The organism is Lysinibacillus sp. NPDC097287, from assembly GCF_044761695.1.
In the GTDB taxonomy this organism is placed as follows: domain Bacteria; phylum Bacillota; class Bacilli; order Bacillales_A; family Planococcaceae; genus Lysinibacillus.
In genome coordinates, this window is the sequence record NZ_JBIWCX010000012.1 from 44051 (window position 1) to 67480 (window position 23430).

The following is a 23430-nucleotide window of genomic DNA, read 5'->3' on the forward strand; positions in this document are numbered from 1 at the left end:
TTTGTATAAAAAATGATAAGTAAGGTCACCTTGATAGTATGGGGGTGACTGTATGGAAGATTATTTTGTAATTATTTTTCGGACGTGTTTTTTATATGTGCTGATCTTAATTATTTTTCGTTTAATGGGTAAACGGGAAGTAGGTGAGTTATCGGTCATGGATTTAGTGATTTTTGTAATTATAGCGGAAGTCGCATCTTTTGCACTCGATGAATTAGAAAGTCCATTGTTTGATTCCATCCTACCGATGATTGTTTTGCTAATTATTCAAATAACGAGTGCTTATTTGTCATTAAAAAATAAGAAAATTCGTGATTTAATTGATGGCGATCCAGTATTACTTGTACGAGACGGCGTAATTTTTGAACATGAAATGCGCAAACAACGTTATAATTTAGACGATTTATGTCAGCAATTACGGGAAAATGGCGTCGCTTCTGTAACAGAGATTGCGTATGCCTATTTAGAGCCCTCTGGCAATTTATCTGTCTATAAAAAGGATGAAAAAGCCTTTGTATATCCACTAATTGTCGATGGAGATATCCAAGAACGACACTTAATGATTTTGCACAAAGATGTAGATTGGCTAATAGAAGAGTTAGCGAAAAGAAATGTGAAAGATACTAGCACGGTCTTTTTTTGTATATGGGAAGAAAATGAGCTACATGTACAACTGAAAGAGCGTTAAACACGTTTTGACAGCTTACGAATATAGCGCAAATCAGAAAAACGGAGTTGATTTGCTAGCAATAATAGCGTAAATAGCAAAAATAACGTAATACAACTACTTAAAATGAATGGTAACGGCATGATTTGCATTAAAAAATATTGGGCAATACAAACAACGATAAAGCAGCTATACGGAACGACAAACATACGGAAACCGGCACGTAAGTTTTTACGTTGACGGACAGTAGCAATATGCAAAAATGATGTAAGCAGAACGCCGAAGCCAATGGCAATTACTGCACCCTTTTCTTGAATGCCAGGTTGTGAAGCAAGAACAAACATGACGAATAATTTACCTAGCCCACCGTAAATTGAGTTCATCATTGCAGCTCTTGCCTCACCAATGGCTTGTAAAATGGAATGTAGAGGGCTTTGAATATAATAAAAATAAAAAATAGGTGCTAAAATTTTTACATAACCACGGTTCTCATCTAGATGGAATAAATTCACTGCAAGTTCGTCGCCGTGAATGAAAAAATACGTAGCTGCAACACAGCCAACGAGTGAAGATAAACGCAATGAAACGGAAACGCGCTCCTGTAAAAGGGCGTTGTGCTTCCGGGCGACTGCATCACTAACAGCCGGAATTAACACAATGGAAAGAGCAGCAGATACGAATGCTGGAAACAGAAGTAAGGGCACTAATACACCAGATATGACACCGTATAATACGGTCGCAGCAGACGCTGTTAAGCCAGCCATAGTTAACGCCTTTAAAAAGATTATCGGCTCTAAAAACCAAGTGAAGGAACCGAATAATTTGCTCCCTGCTGAAGGTATGGCAACTCGAAGCATAGGTGCAGCTGGGTAAGGTTGTACCTCGTTTTTTCGTGATAATAGTCTCTTTTTAGAGACGATGTAGTGAAGCCATAAATACAAGAAAGCAACAACTTCGGCTAATAATGTGATTCCCATCGCAGAAGCAGCAGTTACAGCAGCATTATTATAACTAGCGACAAATGGTAACATAAAGGTGATAAAACCAATACGTACACCTTGTTCAATCATCTGTGCCCAAGCAGTTGGTGAAATTTTTGCGACACCTTGTAAATAGGCGCGCAATAAACCAGAGCCGACAGCAACAGGCACGGCGAAGAGTGCAATCCACAATGTAATGGTCGTTTGTTCATTATGTAAAAGAGTAGAGGAGATATATGGAATTGTGAGTGCGAGTAGTGGCATGAAAATAATCATACCGATAAACGACCAAATAATAGCTGTACGCATAACGCCAAAAATACTATCACGTTTATTTTGTGCAAGCAGCTCGGCCACGATTTTCGCAACAGCGATAGGTAGTCCGAGTTGAATGAGCGAGAGGAAGAAAATAAACGCAGGATAGGCGGTCATATAAATACCGACTGCCTCTTCCCCAGCAATACGCATAAATTGCATTCTATAAAAGAAGCCAAAAAGTTTAGATAAAAAGATCACAAACATTAAAAATAGTGTACCTCGTACAAAAGAACTCATGCCATCCGTCCCTTCTCAAGCCGCAAAAATTCATTTACACTATTTGTATGCAAACACTTCTTTCGATACAACTTTGATTGGAGAGGATTCAAGATGAGTATGCAACATGCACAACTATTTGAAAAAATCCGTCCGGCTATAGAAACGAAGATGGAGGAATTTAAGTATTACCAATACGATACGATTACTGCTGAGGAGCTATGGCGTTTTTGCGTTGAAAAGAAATGGAAAAAGAAAGATGTTGAAAAGTTGCATCTTTATGAAGTTGTTGCAACAGTTTTTAATGTGTCACCATCCGATATCGTGTCCTTTAATCAAGTAGAATTTTTACAAAAAGATAATTGGTTTGCAGACATTAATGCAGAAGAGCTAAAATTCTTACTAGGTCCCGTTAAACTCTAAACATCAATATGTAGAAATTTTGAAAGAAATTGAGAATACTATAAGTGTTGAATTGACACCAAGCGCAACGTGTTTCATAATGAGTGTGTTGCGCTTTTTTACTTTGTACAAGTATTCTAAAAAATTGAGCTGTACATACTAGCGCGTTATTGAACGATTTAAATAAGTAAATCCAACTTTTGAAGCACAGGCAACATTATTCTAAGAGCAAAGGAGGAATAAACGCTTCAAAAAGTATGGGTTAGTATACTTGTTTGTAGTGTAAGTTAATGACTTACACCAATTCGAGGAGGATTTATCAATGAAATTAAGAAGTCGTATTGTTGCATTCGTATTGCTTTTGGTGCTCTTTACAGCAACCATTAGTACGACTGTAGGAGGCGTCTTAAAGGACATTAAGCTTGGTCTTGACTTACAAGGTGGGTTTGAGGTTCTTTATGAAGTATCAGAATTAAAAGAAGGTCAAAAAATTACACCTGAAATTGTAGCCGCGACTGCAGCTGCACTTGGTAGCCGTGTCGATGCACTTGGAGTAAGCGAACCAAGCATTGAAGTTGAGGACAAAAATCGTATTCGTGTGCAATTAGCGGGTATCGAAGACCAAGAATCTGCGCGTAAATTATTATCTACATCTGCGAATTTAACATTCCGTGATGTCGACGATAATTTATTATTAGATGGTGATGATTTAAAGCCAAATGGTGCAAGTGCTTCATTTGATGAACAAAATCGACCAATCGTTTCGCTTACATTAAAAGATGCGAAAAAATTTGCGGATATTACACGTGAAATTGCTGCAAAGCCAGCTGGACAAAATTTACTTGTCGTATGGTTAGACTTTGAAGAGGGTGTCGATTCTTATAAAGCAGAATCACAAAAAGCGGATCCTCGCTATGAATCCGCAGCAGCAGTCAGCCAGACATTAAATACAACTGACGTTATGATTAGTGGTAACTTTACGGTTGAAGAAACAAAAAATTTAGCGGATATTTTAGATGCAGGTGCATTACCAGTAAAACTTACTGAAATCTTCTCTACCTCAGTTGGGGCACAATTTGGTGACCAAGCGCTGAAAAGTACGATTTTTGCAAGTATTGTCGGTGTAGCATTCATCTTCATCTTTATGCTATTCTACTACCGTTTACCTGGTTTTATTTCGATTATTACATTATCGATTTTCACATTCCTAGTGCTTGTCGTATTTGACTGGATTAATGGGGTCTTAACACTACCGGGTATCGCAGCCATCGTACTTGGTATCGGTATGGCAGTAGATGCTAACATTTTAACAGCTGAGCGTATTCGTGAGGAATTACGTGTTGGACATTCAGTCAAACAATCAGTCCAACTGGGTTCTAAACAATCATTATCAGCGATTGTCGATGCGCAGTTAACAACATTATTAGCTGCAGGGGTACTATTCTACTATGGGACAAGCTCTGTTAAAGGGTTTGCAACGATGTTAATCATTAGTATCTTACTAAGCTTCATAACAGCAGTTTGGGGTTCTCGTGTGTTACAAGGCTTACTTGTTAATAGCGGTTACTTCGACAATCCAGCTTGGTTTGGTATTCCTCGTTCTAAACAGCATAGCTTAAACGAAAATATCGGTACATTAGATTTATCAACAAAATTTGATCGCTTTGACTTTGTACGCAATCGTAAAAAATTCTATACGCTTTCACTAATCATTTTAGTAGCTGGCGTTGTGATTCTTGGTGTATTCCGCCTAAATCTAGGCGTCGACTTCTCAAGTGGTTCGCGTGTTCAAATTGAAGCAAATGAAGCATTGAATAAAGAAGAAGTTGAAAAATATGTGAAGAGCATCGGCTTCGAGTCAGATGATATTGTTCTTTCTGGTGAAGATAAAAATATGGCAGTAATTCGCTATAAAGATGATCTATCGCAAGATGACGTTTTAAAATTCAAAAAAGAAGCTTTAGAAAAGTATGGTCATGAGCCAACTGTAAGTACTGTTTCTGATACTGTTGGTAAAGAGCTTGTGAAAAATGCAATTAAAGCTTTATCTATTGCAGCATTAGGTATTATTATTTATGTAGCTATACGTTTCGAATGGCGAATGGGTGTTGGGGCAATCGTGTCCTTACTACATGACGTATTCCTCATCGTAGCAATGTTTAGTATCTTCCGTTTAGAAGTAGATATTACGTTCATTGCCGCTGTACTGACAATCGTCGGTTATTCGATCAATGATACAATCGTTACGTTTGACCGTATGCGTGAAAACTTAAATCAACACGATGTCATTACAGACCGTGAAGTACTGGCGAATATCGTTAATAAATCACTTCGTCAAACGATGGGACGTTCGGTGAATACAGTACTAACTGTTATCATTGTTGTTGTAGCACTACTTCTTTTCGGTGCACCATCTATTCAAAACTTCTCGATTGCATTATTAATCGGTTTAGTTACAGGTATTTACTCTTCTATTTGTATCGCCGCACAAATCTGGTACTCACTAAAAATCCGTGAGATGGAAAAATCAGATGGTCAAATTCGTAAAAAAGAGAAAAAACAATGGGGTTCAGACGAACCACAAGTATAAAATCATTTGGGAAACCTTGCTTACACATAGTGGGCAAGGTTTCTTTTTATATTTCCGAATAATATTGTTAAAGGAAATGTTATTATTCGTATATATCGTTTTTAAAGCTGGATTCCAATGATTAATCTAGGGATTTTGCTAATTAAAACCGAAAAATCTGTTTGTTTTTTTATAGTGGTATATTGACAAAATTATTTGAAACTATTAAGATACCATATAATGTACATAGGTATTAAAACATTGAGAATAACTTGAGGAAGAGGGTAGACATCATGAAAAAGACAAAGTCTCTGTTATTTTGTTTAGTTCTGGTATTGTCAGTGGTACTTGCTGCTTGTTCTGGTGGAAAAGATGAGGACACAGTGAAAAAAGACGATACAGGCAAAGTTTCAAATGGTGAAACTTTAATTTATGCACGTGGTGCAGATTCGGTCGGACTTGATCCGATTAATGTTACAGACGGCGAATCCATTCGTGTGACACATGCTATTTTTGAAACACTATTTACATATGATAATGACTTAGAATTACAGCCTAAATTAGCAGAAAGTTATGATACATCAGAAGATGGTTTAACTTTTACGATTCATTTAAAAGAAGGCATCAAGTTCCAAGATGGTACGGATTTTAATGCAGATGCGGTTGTTTTCAACTTTGAACGTTGGATGGATACAGAAAACCCATACCACGTCGGCGGGGATTTCACATATTATTCATTCCTATTCGGAGGCTTTAAAGGCGATGAAAACCATAAAATTGAAGCTGTGAAAGCCGTAGATGCTAAAACAGTGGAAATTACATTGAAAGAAAAGATTGCCCCATTTGCGAACTACTTAGCGATTCCTATGTTAGCAATGGCAAGTCCGGCCGCTATCCTAGAACATAAAGAGCAATTTGGTCACCATCCAGTAGGAACTGGTCCATTTAAATTTGAAAGCTGGTCGCCAAACGAAAACATTAGACTTGTAGCAAACGACAATTATTATGTAGCCGGCGAACCAAAATTAGCGGGTATGACATTTACAGTTGTCCCTGATAATGCAGCACGTTTAAATCAATTAATCGCAGGCGAAGCAGATGTTGTAGATGGTGTGAACCCAAGTGATGTTACAACAATCGATTCATATGACAATTTACAACTAGTAAAACGTCCAAGTTTCAATTTAGGTTATGTAGCATTGAACATGGAGAAAAAACCATTCAATGAGTTGAAAGTGCGCCAAGCTATGAACATGGCTATTGATAAACAAGCATTAATCGATTCATTCTATAGTGGATTTGCGGATGTTTCGAAAAACCCTGTTCCTCCTGCACTTTGGGGATTTGCAGACGATGTTGAGGATTACAAATACAACATTGAAGAAGCGAAAAAATTATTAGCGGAAGCCGGTTATCCAGATGGCTTTAGTGTGAAATTATTTGCGATGAGTAACCCTCGTCCATATATGCCTCAACCTCAAAAGATAGCAGAAGGTATTCAATCTGACTTAGCGAAAATTGGTGTTAAGGTAGAAATAGAGTCTTATGAGTGGGCAACGTATTTAGAAAAAGCAAGTAATGGTGAGCACGATATGATGTTAATGGGTTGGACAGGTGTAATGGCAGACCCAGACAACTTCTTATATCCAAACTTAACGAGTGAAAATGCTGAGAAACCAGCAAGTAACTACGCTTTTTACAAATCAGAAGCCTTTGACCAGCTTGTTAAAGAAGCACGTGTAGAATATGACCATGATAAACGCATCGAGCTTTACAAAGAAGCGCAACGTATAATACATGAAGATGCACCATGGGTTCCACTAGCCCATACAACACCACCAGTGGGTATGGCGGATACAGTAAAAGGCTTTGACCTCCATCCAATGGAAATTGATGACTTTGGTAAAGTAAGCATCGAAAAATAAACCTTGTGAATATGAAAAAGCGACCACATTATGATAATGCGGTCGCTTCTTTTTATTGATGTCTAGGTTTTCGCGCCGCACGCTCGAGGTCACTTCAATCCTTCCGGCGTGTCTTTCGTGTGAATGGGCGCGAATACGCTTTGTTATACTTTAAAACGGTGAAGTAATGATTGGAGTTGTTGAGCACTTTCGCTTAATTCAACTGCGACATTATTGACTTGCTGCATAGTAGCAGCTTGCTCGTCGACAGCTACTGCAATCATTTGTGCATTGTCTGATGAAATACTTGCGCTACTTGAAATTTCACTAACAGAAGCGGCAACTTCCTCTGCACTTGCAGAAATTTGTTGGGACGTTGCAGAAATATCTTCAATCTGGTCTGTAAAGGAGCGAATCGATATCGTAATAGAATTGAATGCATCTCCAGCGTTGTTAATCATTACGACGCCATCTTTTACAGATGCAAGTCCTTCATTCACAGCTGTTGCTACATTTCGAGTACCTGCTTGGATTTCATTTGTTAATGCTACGATTTGACCTGCTGATTGATTCGATTCTTCGGCAAGTTTTCTTACCTCGTCTGCTACAACTGCAAAGCCTTTACCGTGTTCGCCAGCTCGCGCAGCTTCGATTGCTGCATTTAGGGCAAGTAAATTCGTTTGGTCGGTAATTGCTGTAATTACTTTCGTAATTTGTCCAATTTCTTCAGATTGTTTACTTAGTTTTTGCGTTAAATCAGCGATACGTACAGTTGATTCTGAAATTGTCGCCATTTGTTGCTTGGCTGTATCGACCGTTTGACCACCATCATTAGCTGTATTCGTCATAGTAACAGCGTTTTGATGTAAGCTTTGGGTAGACTCGGCAATTCGTTGAACACCAGCAGATGTCTCGTCCATCGCAACTGCACTTTGTTGGGATGCAGTAGCTGAAGCAGATAAATGTATTGCTGTTTCTTGTACGCGATGAGCGACTTCAGCCGAAGTTGCTGTCACTTCCTCAGTACTTGCTGTCAGTTCTTCAGATGCTGCTGATAGCTGTGAAGCACTGTCTTGTACATTATGAACCAAGGTATATAAATTTTGTTTTAACGTATTCACAGCTGTTGCTAGTGTACCAATCTCATCACTTGTACGATGCTCAATATTAGCTGTTGTTAAATCACCTTTTGCTAATGTATCAGCGGCATCGATTACTTTACGGAGTGGTACAATAATAGAATTTTTCACAAAGTACATAAAATAAAGTCCCACTATTCCACTTAAAATGAACATAACAATAGAAATGATAATCGCTCTCGACACTGTATTTTTTGCGGTCTTATCAATTTTCGTTAGCTGGTCATTATGATAGTCTTTTAACTCAGAATAGAGTGTATAAATACCATTATTGGCTTTAGTCACATCGCCATTTATGTAGGATAAGGCAAGATCAATATCACCACTATCAAAAGCTTGTATGGCGTCATTGGACTTTTTCAACAATTCCTTATGTAACACATCGATTTGCTGAACTCTTTTTGTTGTGTAATTTGAACGTACCATAGCAGAAAGATTGTTAATAGTTTCTGTAAGCTGTGCTTCAGTGTCCTTTAAGGTTTGTTCTGTAGCAGGGTCTTGATCTAAAATATACGCACGTAAAAACATCCCATGTGAATCAACTGTCCGTTGAATTTCATCAGTTAACTGTATTTGTGCAATACGTTGATCGAGCACTTCCTCTAGATTCCCCTCAACCGCTTTAAATTGAATAAAAGAAATGATGCTAGAGACTAATAGAAACAACGTAAGTGAAATAAAACCTATATTTAATTTTTTTCGTACGGACATTAGCGATCCTACCTTTTCTGTTTATTGGATAATTGTAGTACTGAATTTAATATAGCTTGATAAATATAGTTGGTCAATGTTAGAAAGACGGTAATGTAACGTAGAAGTAACTGTTTTTCACAGAGGATAAATACTAATTAGTTTTTATGCATTGATTTTCTAGAATAGTAGGCTATCCAATAAGTTCCTTTAAGCAGAACAACTGACCTTCTATAGGATGAAAATCCACTTCGCTTTCCGCGGGTCACAGCGTGAGTCACAACCCTCGCTACGTGCGGTTTGTTGCCTCTTACGTCTTGTGCGTGCTCCTGCCGCACGCTTTCGTCGCAAATAATGTTCCCGCAGAAGTCTACGTGGATTTTTACCTGCATATCAAAAATTAGCATATTAAAAATACTCTCAGCACACTATTTTACTTTTAGGACATCCCGATTATTTTTAAGAAGAATTGATTGACAATTCTAATAGATTGGCATAGAATAAGTCTAACTTTTCGTTCGGATAAAAGGTAGAAGATCTCGGGAGCGAGGTCAGCCTTAGAACAGATGAGCAGAGAATAGTCGAGAATAGCTGAGAAATTGTTGAATAAGAGTAGTAGCATAAGTATGCAAAAAAGAGAGTCAGTGGTTGGTGTGAACTGATTTGCAGCTTATGTGAATGGACTTATGAGAGTTGCTAATAACATTTTAGCAAACGTATTCCCACGTTATAGGGAGTGCTTTAAGCACATAAGTGAGAGCAATTCTGCTCTAATTTGAGGTGGCAACGCGGTCATGATCGTCCTCTGCAATTAGGAAATTCCTATTTGCAGGGGACTTTTTTTTATTTAGGGGGGGCATCACCGAAACATGTACTTGTTTTAATAAACGAAGTAAGCACATGGAACGGAAGGCGGCGACTCCTTGGGGATTAGCGAACAGCTCGAGACCCCGCAGGAGCGTAGCGAGACTGTGTTTTGCGACGAAAGCGAAGCGACAGGAGTCAACGAGGAGGCTCCAGGTTCGCCCCCAGGAAGCTCTTGCTCTGCGCGAAAGCGAAGCGTCAGCGGCAAAGCGTTCGCCTGTAGTGGAATGTGCTGTCAAGTACAGATTTTGGTCACGGATTTTGCAAGGGCGAATTTGAATTTCGAAAAGGAGATGGATAACTATGCAATCAACGAGTTCAAGAACAAAGATGAAAACAATTAACGGTGATTCACTCACACCGATTTTAATTTTTAGACGTCTTCAAGGTCAGCATAAATTTTTACTTGAAAGTTCAGCACAACATGAAGGGGCGGGTCGATTTTCGTTTATCGGTGCAAATCCTCGAAAAACGTATAAAGGTACAGGGGATGAAATACAGGAATTCGCTCATAAAACAGGTCAAACCTATACACATAAAGGCGATTTATTTGTGTTACTAAAACGATTAATGCCACGTATTTCAAACACGACGCAGTTTCCGTTTTCAGGTGGCGCCGTAGGTTTTGTTGGATTCGAAGCAGCTTCTTCCTTTACAGCTAATGATGAACAGCCACAACTGCCAGATATCCATTTTCATGTGTATGAAACGATCATTGTATTTGACCATGTGACAGATGAAGTGACACTTATTCATACGAATATTGATGCGGAGAAAAAGGAGCCAAATCTAGAAGAACTGGCTGAGCAATTGCTAACGGCTCACGAAGGTGAAGATACAACATGTATATATCAATCGCTTGAGTCAACATCCATGGAGCAATTTGAAGCATCGTTGGCAAGAGTAAAAGGAGTATTAGACAGTGAAAATTCACGAGTTGTATTGTCTAAGCGATTTTTAGCGAACTTAGAGGGCGATGCCTTTGCACTTTATCGTAAGTTACGAAAAAAAAATCCAGCGCCGTATATGTACTATGTGGCATTTGATGACCATATTGTAATGGGAACTTCGCCCGAAAGTTTAATTCGAGTAAAGGGTGATAGCGTCATTGCAACGCCAACTGAGGGCTCGTATAAACGTGGTCATACGAATGTGGAGGATGTAGAAAATGAACGGAAGCTAATTGAAAACGTGCAGGTCCGAAGATCTCATACTGCATTAGTAGGTGCTGTGCAGAATGAACTGCAATCAGTTTGCTTCCGTGATTCCATACAGGTTATTGAAGCGATGCGTATTGAGCGGTCGAGACAAGCATTGTATATGACATCCCGCCTTGAAGGAACAATCTTGCCGATGCTACATTCATTAGATGTGTTAAAAGCAACATTGCCAACGGGTACACCGAAGGAACAGGTAAAGGCATCTTTAGAAGAAACAACTCAAACAGCGGAGATATTTGGTGGAGCAATTGGTTTCATTGGTTTTAACGGTCATCTAGATTTTGCTTTAACGGGCAGATCTATTGTTGTTGCAAATGAAACACTGCACATGCAAACAGCTGTGACAGTGACAAAATATACAAATGTTGAAGAACTAATCGAGCAAGTATCTGAAGAGGAACAATTATTTAGACAACTGCTACAAAATGAAGGGAGCGTAAACTGATGGAAGCAATACGCCATAAAGTACAACAAAATGAGCACTTAATGTATGAGGAGATGTTCGAAGCGGCAAAGTGGATGTTTCAAGACGAGACACCGAAAGAAGAAATTGCGAGCTTTTTAACGACTTTATCGGCGAAAGGTGAAACGGCTCATGAAGTGGCTGCACTCGCAGTTGTTATGCGTTCTTTCGCGCTCGATGTACCTGCAAAACCAGGTGTCTATATGGATAATTGCGGTACAGGTGGCGATGGCTTAAATACGTTTAACATCAGTACGACTTCAGCATTTGTATTAGCGGGAGCTGGCGTGAAAATGGCGAAACACGGCAATCGCAAAATTTCTTCTGCGTCAGGCAGTTCGGACGTGTTAGAGGCGCTCGGTATTCACACGAATATTACGGTTGAACAAACAGTTGAATTACTTGAAAAAGAGGGAATTGCGTTTTTATATGCACCTAATGTCCATCCGAAATTAAAGCGCATTGGCGAAGTCAGACGAGCACTTGGTAAGCCAACGATTTTCAATTTAGTTGGTCCACTAACAAATCCGGTACCATTAGCAACACAGTTTACGGGCATTAACCGCCCGAATTTTGTTATGGAATATGCATCAGTTTTGCAAATGCTTGGAAGAGAGCGGGCGCTAGTCGTTTCTGGTCCACAAGGTTTAGACGAGGCTTCGTTAGCGGGGCAAAATACATTTGTTTTAGTCGATAAAGGTGATTTAATTCCATTCTCACTAACGGCAGAAGATGCAGGGTTAAGCTATGCACCACTAGAAGCAATTCGCGGAGGCAACGCAGACGAAAATGCGGTCATTATGCGTAAGTTGTTGGCAGGTGAGCAAGGTGCTTATTTAGATACCGTATTGCTAAATGCGGGTATAGGGCTATTTGGATATGGCAAAGCACTCACAGTCAAAGAAGGTGTCGACATGGCAAAAGACAGTATTTATAGCGGCCGAGCTTTAGAGAAACTAGAGGCAGTCGTTGCCTACAGTGAAAAAATTAAAGAACTGGAGGTTCGATAATGGATATATTAACGAAAATTCTTGAACAGAAAAAAATAGAAGTAGGAGCACTTCTTGAACAGTCAGACCCACTAGCAAATTTCACAGAAAAGCATCGAGTATCACTTTTTGAGACATTACGAAAATCAGATACATTACAGGTCATTTCAGAAATGAAGCGTGCTTCTCCGTCAAAGGGGTTGATTGCAGAGGGGGCAGATCCAGTTGCACAGGCAAAAGTTTATGCCAACGCGGGTGCTGCGGCAATTTCAGTGTTAACAGACAAAGAATTTTTCAAAGGTTCATTTGATGATTTAGCAGCAGTAGCAGCAGCTGTCCCAACGCCACTTCTTTGCAAAGATTTCATGATAGATCGTGTGCAAATCCGATTTGCTAAAGCCTCTGGAGCATCGATTATTTTACTTATTGTTGCGGCGTTAGAAAATGATACGTTACGTGATTTATACGGTTACGCAACAAGTTTGGGGCTTGAGGTGTTAGTAGAAGTACATGATGTCGAAGAGCTCGAGCGTGCAGTTGCTATTGGAGCAAAACTGATTGGTGTTAATAATCGAGATTTGCGTACATTTGAAGTGAGCCTAGAACGTACACGAGAAATTGCGCATGCTTTCCCGTTCGGAGAAGAACGTGTACTCATTAGTGAAAGTGGTATTTGGACGAGTGACGACGCGAATACTGTTGCATCTATGGGGGCAAGTGCAGTACTTGTCGGAGAGTCATTAATGCGAAGCGGTGATGCAGGGGCAGCATTAAAAAGTTTACAGGTAAGTAAAGCGGGGCTATCGATATGACAAAGGTGAAAATTTGTGGCTTAAAGGAAGTCCATCATGTTAAAGCGGCGGTATGTGCTGGAGCAGATGCTATTGGTTTTGTCTTTGCACCTAGTAAACGTCTCGTGTCGATTGCCCAAGCACATGAACTGGCAAAGCATGTGCCAGAAGGTGTATTGAAGATTGGTGTGTTTGTTAATCCGACAGCAGAAGAACTTCGTGCCGCAGTGGAAGGTGTGCCGCTAGATTACGTACAGTATCACGGGGAAGAAGCTCCTGACTTTATCCTAGAGCAAGGCTATCCGTCGATAAAGGCGTTATCAGTGCGTTCAGCTGAGGATGTCCAGGCAGCCGCGCAGTACGATGTCGATTATTATTTATTTGACGCTCCTGGAACGGATTTTAAGGGTGGTAGTGGGCATACATTTGATTGGACCTTACTTGAGACTGCTGGGATTCCAAAAGAAAAACTGATTTTAGCAGGTGGCTTAAAACAAGAAAATATTAGCGAGGCTGTATCACTTGTTACACCGTTCATGGTGGATGTATCGAGTGGCGTAGAAACAGATGGCATAAAAGATATAGACAAGATTGAGAGATTCTTACAGGCAGCAAAGAAGGAGAGAGTAAAATGACGAGTTCACTAGCAAATAGCGTACCAACAAAAGAAGGTCGCTTCGGGAAATTTGGCGGTCGATATGTACCAGAAACGTTAATGACAGCACTTCTTGAATTAGAGGAAGCGTATGACGAGGCAATGGCAGACAAAGCGTTTACTGATGAGCTGGACTATTATTTAAAAGACTATGTAGGACGTGAAACACCACTGTACTTCGCAGAGAACTTAACGAAGGAACTAGGTGGTGCAAAAATTTACTTAAAGCGTGAAGATTTAAACCATACAGGTGCACACAAAATTAATAATGCCATCGGGCAGGCCTTACTCGCAAAACGTATGGGCAAAAAGAAAATTGTTGCTGAAACTGGGGCTGGCCAACACGGTGTTGCAACAGCGACAGCTTGTGCGCTATTAAATTTAGAATGTGTTGTTTTCATGGGTGCAGAGGATATTAAACGTCAGCAGTTAAATGTATTCCGCATGGAGTTGCTTGGGACAAAAGTGGAGTCTGTGGAAAGCGGTTCGAAAACATTAAAAGATGCTGTGAATGCAGCACTCCGATATTGGGTAACAAATGTTGAGGACACACATTATATTTTAGGCTCTGCATTAGGGCCTCATCCATTTCCGAAAATTGTGCGTGACTTCCAGCGTGTGATTGGCGTGGAAACAAGAGCGCAGATACTAGAAAAAGAAGGGCGTTTACCAGATGCGGTTGTCGCTTGTATTGGCGGTGGCAGTAACGCAATCGGCATGTTCCATCCGTTTGTTGATGATGAAGATGTGGCATTGTACGGTGTAGAAGCGGCAGGGAGGGGGCTTGAATCAGGTAAGCATGCTGCAGCAATTGCTGGTGGTCAGTTAGGCGTTCTACATGGTGCGTTCATGTATTTATTGCAAGATGAAAATGGTTTTGTGCAAGAGGCACATTCGATTTCGGCTGGGCTTGATTATCCAGGGAAAGGGCCAGAGCATTGCTATTTACATGATATCGGACGTGCGAAATTTGACTCAATTACAGATAAAGAGGCGCTAGAAGGCTTACAACTTTTGAGCCGAACAGAAGGTATTTTACCAGCGTTAGAAAGTTCTCATGCGATTGCATATACGACGAAGCTAGCGAAAACAATGACAGCTGATGAAGTGATTGTTGTGTGCTTATCTGGTCGTGGGGATAAAGACGTACATACAGTGCGTGCAGTACTTGGAGGTGAGCAGTAATGTCAACGATTGAGCAAGCTATTGTGAAGGCTAACGAAGCTGGCGATAAAGCATTTGTGCCGTATATTATGGCTGGAGACGGCGGTCTTGAGACATTAAAGCCAACGATTTTAAAACTGCAAGCAATCGGTGTGACTGCAATTGAAGTGGGGATCCCGTTTACAGATCCTGTAGCAGATGGTCCGACGATCGAGCAGGCGGGTGAACGCGCTTTAGCAGAAGGTATAACGCTGCGAAAAGTATTAGCAGAGTTAACATCTTTCCGAGAGGACATTACGGTGCCACTTGTTGTGATGACCTATTTTAATCCTGTACTAGCGTATGGATTAGAGGCGTTTGGAATTGCTTGTGCGGCAGGTGGTGTCAAAGGGTTAATCGTGCCAGATGTGCCACTTGAAGAAAGTGCGATTTTACGTGAGGCATTAAATCCACATGGCGTTGACATCGTGCAACTTGTATCATTAACAAGTCCACCTGAACGCATTGCCAAAATCGCTGCAGCGAGTCAAGGTTTTGTCTATGCGGTGACGGTGAACGGAATTACTGGTGCACGTGCAAGTTTTGCTGCAGATTTAGAGGGCCATTTTGCAAGATTGCGTGAGGCAAGTCCGATTCCAGTGCTTGCAGGCTTTGGGATATCTACACCGGAGCAAGTTGTAAGTATGGGAGCACTGGGTCATGGCGTGATTGTAGGGAGTACAATTGTCACGGCGTTGCATGAAGGTGATTTTGCTAAGGTTGAATCGTTGGTCGCTGCATCAAAAAGTGTGTGTGTGAAGTCTACTCTTATATGAGAGTAGGCTTTTTTCTTTGTAGACGGATAAAAATCTTGAAGTGACGGATAGAATCTAAAAACTGACGGATAAACTCCACAAACTGACGGATAGACGCTTCGGTAACCAAAGGATAGTGCGCGCCTTGTCCATTTTCGGTATAATAGCTTTCGTGAGGAAGTGAAGAAATGATTCAATCGAAAAAAAGATGGCAAGTGGAACGCCCAGACGAGCAGCTTGTCCAACAATTACAAAACGACTTACAACTTTCTGCTATTGCTGCAAAAATTTTAGCGGCTCGTGGCTGTGAAACATCAGCACATGCAGAAAGCTTATTAAATATGACGGAAGCAAGTATTTATGACCCGTTTTTAATGCATGGTATGGCGGAAGCGGTGGCACGAATCGAGCAAGCATTGGACAATGGAGAGAAAATATTAGTATATGGCGATTACGATGCCGATGGTGTCACTAGTACGACAGTTATGCTACATGTTTTACTTGATCTTGGCGCAGATGTGTCGTTTAAAATTCCAAATCGTTTTTTACATGGCTATGGCCCGAGTGAGCAATTATTCCGAGAGGCACATGCTGAGGGTGTCCAGCTCATTATAACGGTCGATAACGGTATTTCCGGTATAGAGCCGATTCGTGTAGCGAAGGAGCTTGGTATGGATGTTATCGTGACGGACCACCATGAGCCTGGTGAAGAATTACCACCAGCTGATGTTATTTTACATCCACGTGTGCCAGAGGGTCATTATCCATTTGGCGAGCTTGCAGGTGTTGGCGTAGCGTTTAAACTAGCACATGCTTTATACGGCGAATTACCGGCGCATTTATTTGAATTCGTAGCAATTGGTACCATTGCAGATTTAGTGCCACTTGTTGATGAGAATCGTTATTTAGTAAAGCGTGGTATTGAAGAAATGCAACGATCGCTTAGTCCATGGGTACAGGCGATGTGTGAAGTTTCAAGCGCCGATCAGTCGAAAATTAATGAAGAAACAATCGGCTTTTACTTTGGTCCACGCTTAAATGCAGTAGGTCGTCTTGGAGAAGCTGCGCCAGGTGTAGAATTACTGATGGCAGAGGATGCAATAAAGGCTTCATCACTTGCTAAAAAGTTGAATGCTTGTAATACCGAGCGTAAGGATATTGTGAAGGACATTACCGAGCAGGCAACAGCGATGATTGAAGCAGATGAAAAAATTCATAATTCACTCGTGTTAGTTGTTGCAGGAGAAGGTTGGAATCCTGGTGTGGTAGGGATTGTGGCATCACGACTAGTCGAATTATATTATAGACCAACAATCGTCTTATCCCTTGATCCGGAAAAAGGAACTGCAAAAGGTTCTGCACGTAGTATCGAAGGGTTCCATCTTTATAATGAGCTTGCTAAAAATCGTGATATTATACCGCATTTTGGTGGACACCCAATGGCAGCAGGGATGACTTTCCCGCTTGAACATGTCGATGAACTACGCGCTCGACTCGATGCACAGGCAAGGGCTTGTTTAACTGAAGAGCAATTAACACCAGTTTTAAACATTGATATTCCGCTAAAAATTGATGAAATTTCAACAGATGCCATAGAAGAAATTGCGAAGTTAGGCCCATTTGGTACGGAATTTCCAAAACCAGTGTACGTGCTAGAGGATGTAGAAATTGCATCAATGCGTAAAATAGGTGCGGCAGAAAATCATATTAAAATGGAATTAACAGATGGATTTGAGAAATTGGATAGTGTTGGTTTTAACAAAGGGCATTTACATGATGAGCTGACGTATGGTATCAAAGTATCGTTTATTGGTGATCTTCAAATTAATGAATGGCAAGGTCGTAAAAAACCACAGTTTATGATTGAGGACGTACAAACGACTGAATGGCAGTTATTCGATATTCGAGGTATACGCCAAACGTCTCGCTGGCTTAATACAGTGCCAAAGGAAGAAGCTGCATTTTTAGCTTTTCGACCTGAAACGATTACCTATTATCAATCGCTACTTGGCGTGCCAATTTTACATGTGGATGAGTCATTATCGAATGTGGGACAAGCGAATTTTATCGTTTTACTCGATTTACCGCTAAATGTTCAACTGTTAGAAACTGTATTGAAAAAAACAACGCCAACACGTATTTATGCACATTTCTATATGCCAGATTCACAGTATTTCAATGGTATGCCGACGCGCGAACAATTTTCTTGGTATTATAAGTTCTTAAAAAACAGACCTTCATTTCCATTGAATATGCATTTAGATGATCTAGCTAACCATACAGGCTGGCCACTAGAGGCATTGAAATTTATGTCACAGGTGTTTTTTGAACTTGATTTTGTTACAATGGAGAGTGGACTGACGACTGTCAACGAGAATGCGCCAAAACAAGCATTATCGGAGGCACCGTCTTACAAACAGCGTTCAGAACAGATTGATATGGAGCAAAAATTGGTCTATGCCCCTTATATTGAGTTAAAGCAATGGTTCGATGAACGGATGTACTAATATATTAAAGCAGCTTTCATAGGAGGAACAATAGAATGGATTTAAAGCAATACGTTACAACAGTCGAAAACTGGCCGAAAGAAGGCATTAGTTTCAAAGATATTACAACAATTATGGATAATGGTCCTGCTTATAAATATGCAACGGATGAAATTGTGAAGTATGCTAAAGAAGTGGGTGCTGATATTATTGTGGGCCCTGAAGCACGTGGTTTCATCATTGGCTGTCCAGTTGCTTATGCGCTTGAAATTGGTTTTGCACCTGTACGTAAACCAGGGAAATTACCACGTGAAGTAATCAGTGCTGACTATGGTCTTGAATACGGAAAAGACACATTAACGATGCACAAAGATGCCATTAAACCTGGTCAAAAAGTATTGATTTGTGATGATCTTTTAGCCACTGGTGGTACAATTGAAGCAACAGTACGTTTAGTTGAACAATTAGGCGGCGAAGTGGTTGGCTGCGCATTTTTAATCGAATTAACAGAATTAAATGGTCGTGCGAAGCTTGGCGATTTAAGTATTAAAACATTAATTCAATACTAATAAAAAAATGGATGTGCCTCATAATAAAGTGGGCACGTCCTTTTTATTTGACTTTCCAAAAACAAAAGTTTATAATTCAAACAAATATAACAAAAGGTGATGCTATGAATGAGAGAGAGCAAGCTGTACTTTCGCTAATTCGTCAAAATCCGTTTATGTCTCAACAAGAGATGGCAGATAAGATGAATTTGTCACGTCCAGTCCTTGCAAATTTAGTATCGAGTTTAACGAAACAAGGAAAAATTGTCGGTCGTGCTTATATTTTACCTGAGGAAAATGAAATTATTTGTATCGGCGGAGCAAACCTTGATCGAAAGTTTCATGTGAAAGGAACTGTTCAACTCGGAACGTCAAACCCTTCTAGTTCCACATTCAGTGTGGGCGGCGTTGGACGCAATGTTGCGGAAAACCTAGGGCGTCTTGGTCATGATGTGACATTGTTAACGACAGCTGGTAAGGATGCTGATTGGCTAGCTATTCAAGAAGCTTCTGAAGCTTTTATGAATTTACGCTATGTAGAACAGCTACCAGATGCGTCGACAGGTTCGTACACAGCCATTATGGATGAACAAGGTGAACTAGCATTAGCAGTTGCCAATATGGATGTATACGATTTATTAGTACCGTCTTTGTTAAAACAACATGAGACAATGCTGATGAATGCAGGATGCTTTATCATTGACCTAAATTGTCCAAAAGAAACAGTGGAGTATATTCAAAATATTGCGATAGCAAGAGAAATCCCATTAGTGATTGTGCCAGTATCTTCGCCAAAAATGAATAGACTTCCTTATTCGTTGAAAGGCATAACATGGTTTATTTGTAACACGGACGAGGCAGAAACAATTGTAGGGCATGGCATCCAAACTGAAGAAGATTATGTAAATGCATTACAACATCTGCTGGACGCAGGTGTTACGTACGCTGTTATTACTGCAGGAGCAAAAGGTGTCTTCGCTGCAACAAATGCAATTAAGCCACGTCATTTTGCTGCAAAGGAAATCTCGAAAATTGAAGATGTAACCGGTGCTGGTGATGCCTTTGTCAGCGGAGTAATTCATAGCTGGTTAACAAAGCAGCCATTTGAAGTATGTATCGATGCCGGACTAACAAATTCTAAAAATACACTCGCTTCACCATACACGGTCAGACCAGAATTAACAGAAGAACTTTTGAAAAATGAAATGGAGGAATAACAACATGAAAGAATTTATCGTACTATCAGAAGAAGTAAAAGCAGGACAAGAGAAAGGCTTACCAATCGTTGCCTTAGAATCTACTATCATTTCACACGGTATGCCATACCCACAAAACGTAAAAACTGCACGTGAAGTGGAGCAAATTATCCGTGACAATGGTGCGGTTCCAGCAACAATTGCATTAATTGATGGTAAAATTAAAATCGGTTTATCTGATGAAGAACTAGAAATGTTCGGGAATTCACAAGGTGTTGCAAAAGCTTCACGCCGTGATTTAGCATACTTACTAGCAACGAAAAAACTAGGTGCGACAACTGTTGCTGCAACAATGATCTGTGCAGAATTAGCGGGTATTGAAATCTTCGTAACAGGTGGTATCGGTGGTGTTCACCGTGGTGCTGAAACAACAATGGACGTTTCTGCAGACCTAGAAGAATTAGCTCAAACAAACGTAGCTGTAATTTGTGCAGGTGCAAAATCAATTCTAGATATCGGTCTAACGCTTGAATACCTTGAAACAAAAGGTGTACCAGTAGTTGGTTACGGTACGGATAAAGTTCCAGCATTCTACACACGTGAAAGTGACTTTGATGTTAACTTCCAATTAGATACACCAGAAGATGTGGCAGCGATGTTACATGCTAAATGGGAATTAGGTCTAAAGGGTGGAGCAGTAATTGCTAATCCAATCCCTGAAGCAGACGCAATGGATAACGGTTTTATTACAAACATTGTTGAAAAAGCTTTACAAGAAGCAGAAGAAAACAACATCCTAGGTAAAAACGTTACACCATTCTTACTTGGAAAAGTAAAAGAATTAACAGAAGGCAAGAGCTTAGATGCCAATATTGCATTAGTGAAAAACAATGCAGTAGTTGGTGCGAAAATTGCTGTAGCATTCAATCAATCAAAATAAAAACTTATAAATATGACCCCTTTGCTAAGCATTTATGCATAGCAGGGGGTCTTTTTGTTCATTATAATTATATATATTTCCATTTCCAGAGCCGTTCACGAGAATAACTAAACTATATGACATAGTCCCTTTACAATAGCCCTTGATGTTTTATACAATTGAAGTTATATCTAATCTGAAAAATTTGACGAGCAAGGTGGACATGTTATGGCGAAAGAGCAAATTTTGACTCCTCAAGATGTTTTTGATTTAGTCAAATCCTATATGAATGACGCAAATGTCGCATTCGTGAAAAAAGCATATGAATTAGCAAGAGACGCACATATTGAGCAGTTTCGTAGCTCTGGCGAACCGTATATTATTCACCCGGTACAAGTGGCCGGTATTTTAGCTGAACTACAAATGGATCCGGAAACAGTCGCAGCCGGCTTTTTACATGATGTTGTAGAAGACACGGAATTTACGCGTGACGATTTAGTGCGTGAGTTTGGTGAAGATGTAGCGATGCTCGTTGACGGCGTAACGAAGCTCGGAAAAATTAAATATTTGTCGAAAGAAGCACAGCAAGCTGAAAATCATCGTAAAATGTTTATCGCAATGGCTCAAGATATTCGTGTAATCTTGATTAAACTAGCAGACCGTCTGCACAATATGCGTACATTAAAGCATTTACCTGCTGAAAAACAACGCCGTATTTCGAAAGAGACATTGGAGATTTTTGCGCCATTAGCACACCGTCTAGGGATTTCTACGGTGAAGTGGGAGTTAGAAGATACAGCTCTGCGTTATTTAAATCCACAGCAATATTACCGTATTGTAAGTCTTATGAAGAAGAAACGTGATGAGCGTGAAGCCTATTTAGATAATGTAATGGGTGAAATGAAATCACAACTTGGTGATGTTGAAATCGATGCGGATATTTATGGTCGTCCTAAGCATATTTACAGCATTTATCGCAAAATGGTGTTACAAAAAAAGCAATTTAACGAAATTTATGATTTACTAGCAATTCGTGTACTCGTTGATAGCATTAAAGATTGTTATGCCGTGTTAGGTATTGTGCATACATTATGGAAACCGATGCCAGGTCGCTTCAAAGACTATATCGCGATGCCGAAGCAAAATTTGTATCAGTCATTACATACGACTGTAATTGGACCTTATGGTGATCCGCTTGAAGTGCAAATTCGTACAAAGGAAATGCATAGAATAGCAGAATACGGGATTGCTGCACACTGGGCATATAAAGAAGGTAAAAAGGTTGATAATGAGAAACAAAATGTTGACCAAAAATTGACTTGGTTCCGTGAAATTTTAGAATTCCAAAATGAATCTTCAAATGCAGAGGAATTTATGGAATCGTTAAAATTTGATTTATTCTCGGATATGGTCTACGTTTTTACGCCTGAGGGAGATGTCGTTGAATTACCAGCTGGTTCAGTACCAATCGACTTTGCATATCGTGTGCACTCAGAAGTCGGAAACCGTACAATTGGCGCAAAAATTAACGGCAAAATGGTTACATTGGATACACCACTTAAAACAGGTGATATCATTGAAATTTTGACTTCAAAACAGTCATTTGGTCCAAGTCGTGACTGGTTGAAAATCGCGCAATCATCACAAGCGAAAAATAAAATTAAACAATTTTTCAAACGTCATCTTCGAGAAGACAACATTGTCAAAGGTAAAGAGATGATTGACAAGGAAATTCGTGCGCAGGGTTATGATATTAAAGAAACATTATCTCCTGATAATCTTAAACGTGTTTGTGAAAAAATGAATTACACGAATGAAGAAGACTTATTTGCTAATGTTGCTGTGAATGGCATTACAGCCCAACAAGTTGTTAATCGTCTTGCCGAAAAACGTCGTAAAGAGCGTGAGCAAGAAGAAGCGCTTGAAAAAATCGAGTTAAAAATGAAAAATCCAATTCCGCAAAGACGTACGGAATCTGGCGTTGTTGTGAAAGACATTGATAATATGCTTATTCGATTATCACGTTGTTGCACACCTGTGCCTGGGGATGATATTGTCGGCTTTATTACAAAGGGTCGAGGAGTTTCGGTCCATCGTGCAGACTGTCCAAACATTCAAGTCGAAGGTGACCAAGATCGGTTAATCGAAGTAGAATGGGAAGATGGATTGGCACCAGAGAGAAAAGAGTATCCAGTGGATATTGAGGTATCTGCCTTTGATCGTCCAGGCTTATTAAACGAAGTGATGCAAATTGTGAGTGAAACAAAAACGAATATTTTAGCCGTAAGTGGTCGTGCGGATCGAGACAAAATAGCAACTATCCATTTGACTATTTCAATTTCAAATATTTCGCATTTGCATAAAGTCGTAGAACGTATAAAGCAAATTCCTGATATATACTCTGTACAACGTGTCATAAACTAATAGTCTAACAATTACGTAAGTAACGTTATGCC

The 23430-nt window shown here is 40.0% G+C and carries 18 protein-coding genes and 1 other annotated feature; of the genes, 16 read left to right on the top strand and 2 right to left on the bottom strand.

Annotated features, from left to right (window positions below):
* The first annotated feature begins 52 nt into the window (after window positions 1-52).
* Complete coding sequence (locus ACIQ2D_RS16000) at window positions 53-688, top strand: DUF421 domain-containing protein (RefSeq protein WP_402865737.1); 636 nt, start codon at window positions 53-55, stop codon at window positions 686-688.
* Here ACIQ2D_RS16000 and ACIQ2D_RS16005 read toward each other — a convergent pair.
* Window positions 685-2202, bottom strand: coding sequence for a putative polysaccharide biosynthesis protein (locus ACIQ2D_RS16005; RefSeq protein WP_402865739.1), 1518 nt, complete (start codon window positions 2200-2202; stop codon window positions 685-687). The two genes, ACIQ2D_RS16000 and ACIQ2D_RS16005, sit on opposite strands and share 4 nt — an antisense overlap.
* A gap of 93 nt (window positions 2203-2295) precedes the next feature.
* On the opposite strand from ACIQ2D_RS16005, the gene ACIQ2D_RS16010 reads away from it, so the two are divergent.
* The 3 genes from ACIQ2D_RS16010 (at window position 2296) to ACIQ2D_RS16020 (ending at window position 7077) form a co-directional block, all read left to right on the top strand.
* Window positions 2296-2604, top strand: coding sequence for a post-transcriptional regulator (locus ACIQ2D_RS16010; protein ID WP_402865741.1), 309 nt, complete (start codon window positions 2296-2298; stop codon window positions 2602-2604).
* Between the two features lie 301 nt (window positions 2605-2905).
* Window positions 2906-5173, top strand: a complete 2268-nt coding sequence (gene secDF, locus ACIQ2D_RS16015) for a protein translocase subunit SecDF (protein WP_402865743.1) — start codon at window positions 2906-2908, stop codon at window positions 5171-5173.
* A 272-nt stretch (window positions 5174-5445) separates the two neighbouring features.
* Complete coding sequence (locus ACIQ2D_RS16020; protein ID WP_402865745.1) at window positions 5446-7077, top strand: ABC transporter substrate-binding protein; 1632 nt, start codon at window positions 5446-5448, stop codon at window positions 7075-7077.
* Between the two features lie 143 nt (window positions 7078-7220).
* On the opposite strand, the gene ACIQ2D_RS16025 is transcribed toward ACIQ2D_RS16020, so the two are convergent.
* A complete protein-coding gene (locus tag ACIQ2D_RS16025; protein ID WP_402865747.1) occupies window positions 7221-8906 on the bottom strand; it encodes a methyl-accepting chemotaxis protein in 1686 nt (561 codons plus the stop codon).
* Between the two features lie 572 nt (window positions 8907-9478).
* Window positions 9479-9694 (top strand) — a binding site (T-box leader).
* Between the two features lie 114 nt (window positions 9695-9808).
* On the opposite strand from ACIQ2D_RS16025, the gene ACIQ2D_RS16030 reads away from it, so the two are divergent.
* The 12 genes from ACIQ2D_RS16030 to ACIQ2D_RS16085 all read left to right on the top strand — a co-directional run bounded on the left by ACIQ2D_RS16030 (window position 9809) and on the right by ACIQ2D_RS16085 (window position 23398).
* Complete coding sequence (locus ACIQ2D_RS16030; RefSeq protein WP_402865749.1) at window positions 9809-10093, top strand: hypothetical protein; 285 nt, start codon at window positions 9809-9811, stop codon at window positions 10091-10093.
* Window positions 10053-11414, top strand: coding sequence for a chorismate-binding protein (locus ACIQ2D_RS16035; RefSeq protein ID WP_402865751.1), 1362 nt, complete (start codon window positions 10053-10055; stop codon window positions 11412-11414). Before ACIQ2D_RS16030 ends, ACIQ2D_RS16035 begins: the two co-directional genes overlap by 41 nt.
* Entirely contained in the window at window positions 11414-12442 is a 1029-nt protein-coding gene (trpD, locus tag ACIQ2D_RS16040; protein ID WP_402865753.1) for an anthranilate phosphoribosyltransferase, read from the top strand. The genes ACIQ2D_RS16035 and trpD overlap by 1 nt, the downstream gene beginning before the upstream one ends.
* Complete coding sequence (gene trpC / locus ACIQ2D_RS16045; protein WP_402865754.1) at window positions 12442-13233, top strand: indole-3-glycerol phosphate synthase TrpC; 792 nt, start codon at window positions 12442-12444, stop codon at window positions 13231-13233. The genes trpD and trpC overlap by 1 nt, the downstream gene beginning before the upstream one ends.
* Window positions 13230-13847, top strand: coding sequence for a phosphoribosylanthranilate isomerase (locus tag ACIQ2D_RS16050; protein WP_402865756.1), 618 nt, complete (start codon window positions 13230-13232; stop codon window positions 13845-13847). The genes trpC and ACIQ2D_RS16050 overlap by 4 nt, the downstream gene beginning before the upstream one ends.
* The gene (gene trpB, locus ACIQ2D_RS16055; protein ID WP_402865758.1) at window positions 13844-15052 is read left to right on the top strand and encodes a tryptophan synthase subunit beta; all 1209 of its coding nucleotides are present in this window, start codon (window positions 13844-13846) and stop codon (window positions 15050-15052) included. Before ACIQ2D_RS16050 ends, trpB begins: the two co-directional genes overlap by 4 nt.
* Window positions 15052-15846, top strand: coding sequence for a tryptophan synthase subunit alpha (gene trpA / locus ACIQ2D_RS16060; protein WP_402865760.1), 795 nt, complete (start codon window positions 15052-15054; stop codon window positions 15844-15846). Before trpB ends, trpA begins: the two co-directional genes overlap by 1 nt.
* A gap of 167 nt (window positions 15847-16013) precedes the next feature.
* Window positions 16014-18332, top strand: a complete 2319-nt coding sequence (gene recJ / locus ACIQ2D_RS16065) for a single-stranded-DNA-specific exonuclease RecJ (RefSeq protein WP_402865762.1) — start codon at window positions 16014-16016, stop codon at window positions 18330-18332.
* A gap of 35 nt (window positions 18333-18367) precedes the next feature.
* Window positions 18368-18880, top strand: coding sequence for an adenine phosphoribosyltransferase (locus tag ACIQ2D_RS16070; RefSeq protein WP_402865764.1), 513 nt, complete (start codon window positions 18368-18370; stop codon window positions 18878-18880).
* A gap of 104 nt (window positions 18881-18984) precedes the next feature.
* Complete coding sequence (locus ACIQ2D_RS16075) at window positions 18985-20076, top strand: carbohydrate kinase (protein ID WP_402865766.1); 1092 nt, start codon at window positions 18985-18987, stop codon at window positions 20074-20076.
* Between the two features lie 4 nt (window positions 20077-20080).
* A complete protein-coding gene (locus ACIQ2D_RS16080) occupies window positions 20081-20995 on the top strand; it encodes a pseudouridine-5'-phosphate glycosidase (protein WP_402865768.1) in 915 nt (304 codons plus the stop codon).
* 207 nt (window positions 20996-21202) lie between these two features.
* Window positions 21203-23398, top strand: a complete 2196-nt coding sequence (locus tag ACIQ2D_RS16085; protein ID WP_402865770.1) for a RelA/SpoT family protein — start codon at window positions 21203-21205, stop codon at window positions 23396-23398.
* The last annotated feature ends 32 nt before the right edge of the window (window positions 23399-23430 follow it).

Bases quoted from the DNA above. Each gene is read 5' to 3' on its own strand.
- ACIQ2D_RS16000 (WP_402865737.1), top strand. From the start codon at position 53: ATGGAAGATTATTTTGTAATTATTTTTCGGACGTGTTTTTTATATGTG.
- ACIQ2D_RS16005 (WP_402865739.1), bottom strand. From the start codon at position 2,202: ATGAGTTCTTTTGTACGAGGTACACTATTTTTAATGTTTGTGATCTTT.
- ACIQ2D_RS16010 (WP_402865741.1), top strand. From the start codon at position 2,296: ATGAGTATGCAACATGCACAACTATTTGAAAAAATCCGTCCGGCTATA.
- secDF (WP_402865743.1), top strand. From the start codon at position 2,906: ATGAAATTAAGAAGTCGTATTGTTGCATTCGTATTGCTTTTGGTGCTC.
- ACIQ2D_RS16020 (WP_402865745.1), top strand. From the start codon at position 5,446: ATGAAAAAGACAAAGTCTCTGTTATTTTGTTTAGTTCTGGTATTGTCA.
- ACIQ2D_RS16025 (WP_402865747.1), bottom strand. From the start codon at position 8,906: ATGTCCGTACGAAAAAAATTAAATATAGGTTTTATTTCACTTACGTTG.
- ACIQ2D_RS16035 (WP_402865751.1), top strand. From the start codon at position 10,053: ATGCAATCAACGAGTTCAAGAACAAAGATGAAAACAATTAACGGTGAT.
- trpD (WP_402865753.1), top strand. From the start codon at position 11,414: ATGGAAGCAATACGCCATAAAGTACAACAAAATGAGCACTTAATGTAT.
- trpC (WP_402865754.1), top strand. From the start codon at position 12,442: ATGGATATATTAACGAAAATTCTTGAACAGAAAAAAATAGAAGTAGGA.
- ACIQ2D_RS16050 (WP_402865756.1), top strand. From the start codon at position 13,230: ATGACAAAGGTGAAAATTTGTGGCTTAAAGGAAGTCCATCATGTTAAA.
- trpB (WP_402865758.1), top strand. From the start codon at position 13,844: ATGACGAGTTCACTAGCAAATAGCGTACCAACAAAAGAAGGTCGCTTC.
- trpA (WP_402865760.1), top strand. From the start codon at position 15,052: ATGTCAACGATTGAGCAAGCTATTGTGAAGGCTAACGAAGCTGGCGAT.
- recJ (WP_402865762.1), top strand. From the start codon at position 16,014: ATGATTCAATCGAAAAAAAGATGGCAAGTGGAACGCCCAGACGAGCAG.
- ACIQ2D_RS16070 (WP_402865764.1), top strand. From the start codon at position 18,368: ATGGATTTAAAGCAATACGTTACAACAGTCGAAAACTGGCCGAAAGAA.
- ACIQ2D_RS16075 (WP_402865766.1), top strand. From the start codon at position 18,985: ATGAATGAGAGAGAGCAAGCTGTACTTTCGCTAATTCGTCAAAATCCG.
- ACIQ2D_RS16080 (WP_402865768.1), top strand. From the start codon at position 20,081: ATGAAAGAATTTATCGTACTATCAGAAGAAGTAAAAGCAGGACAAGAG.
- ACIQ2D_RS16085 (WP_402865770.1), top strand. From the start codon at position 21,203: ATGGCGAAAGAGCAAATTTTGACTCCTCAAGATGTTTTTGATTTAGTC.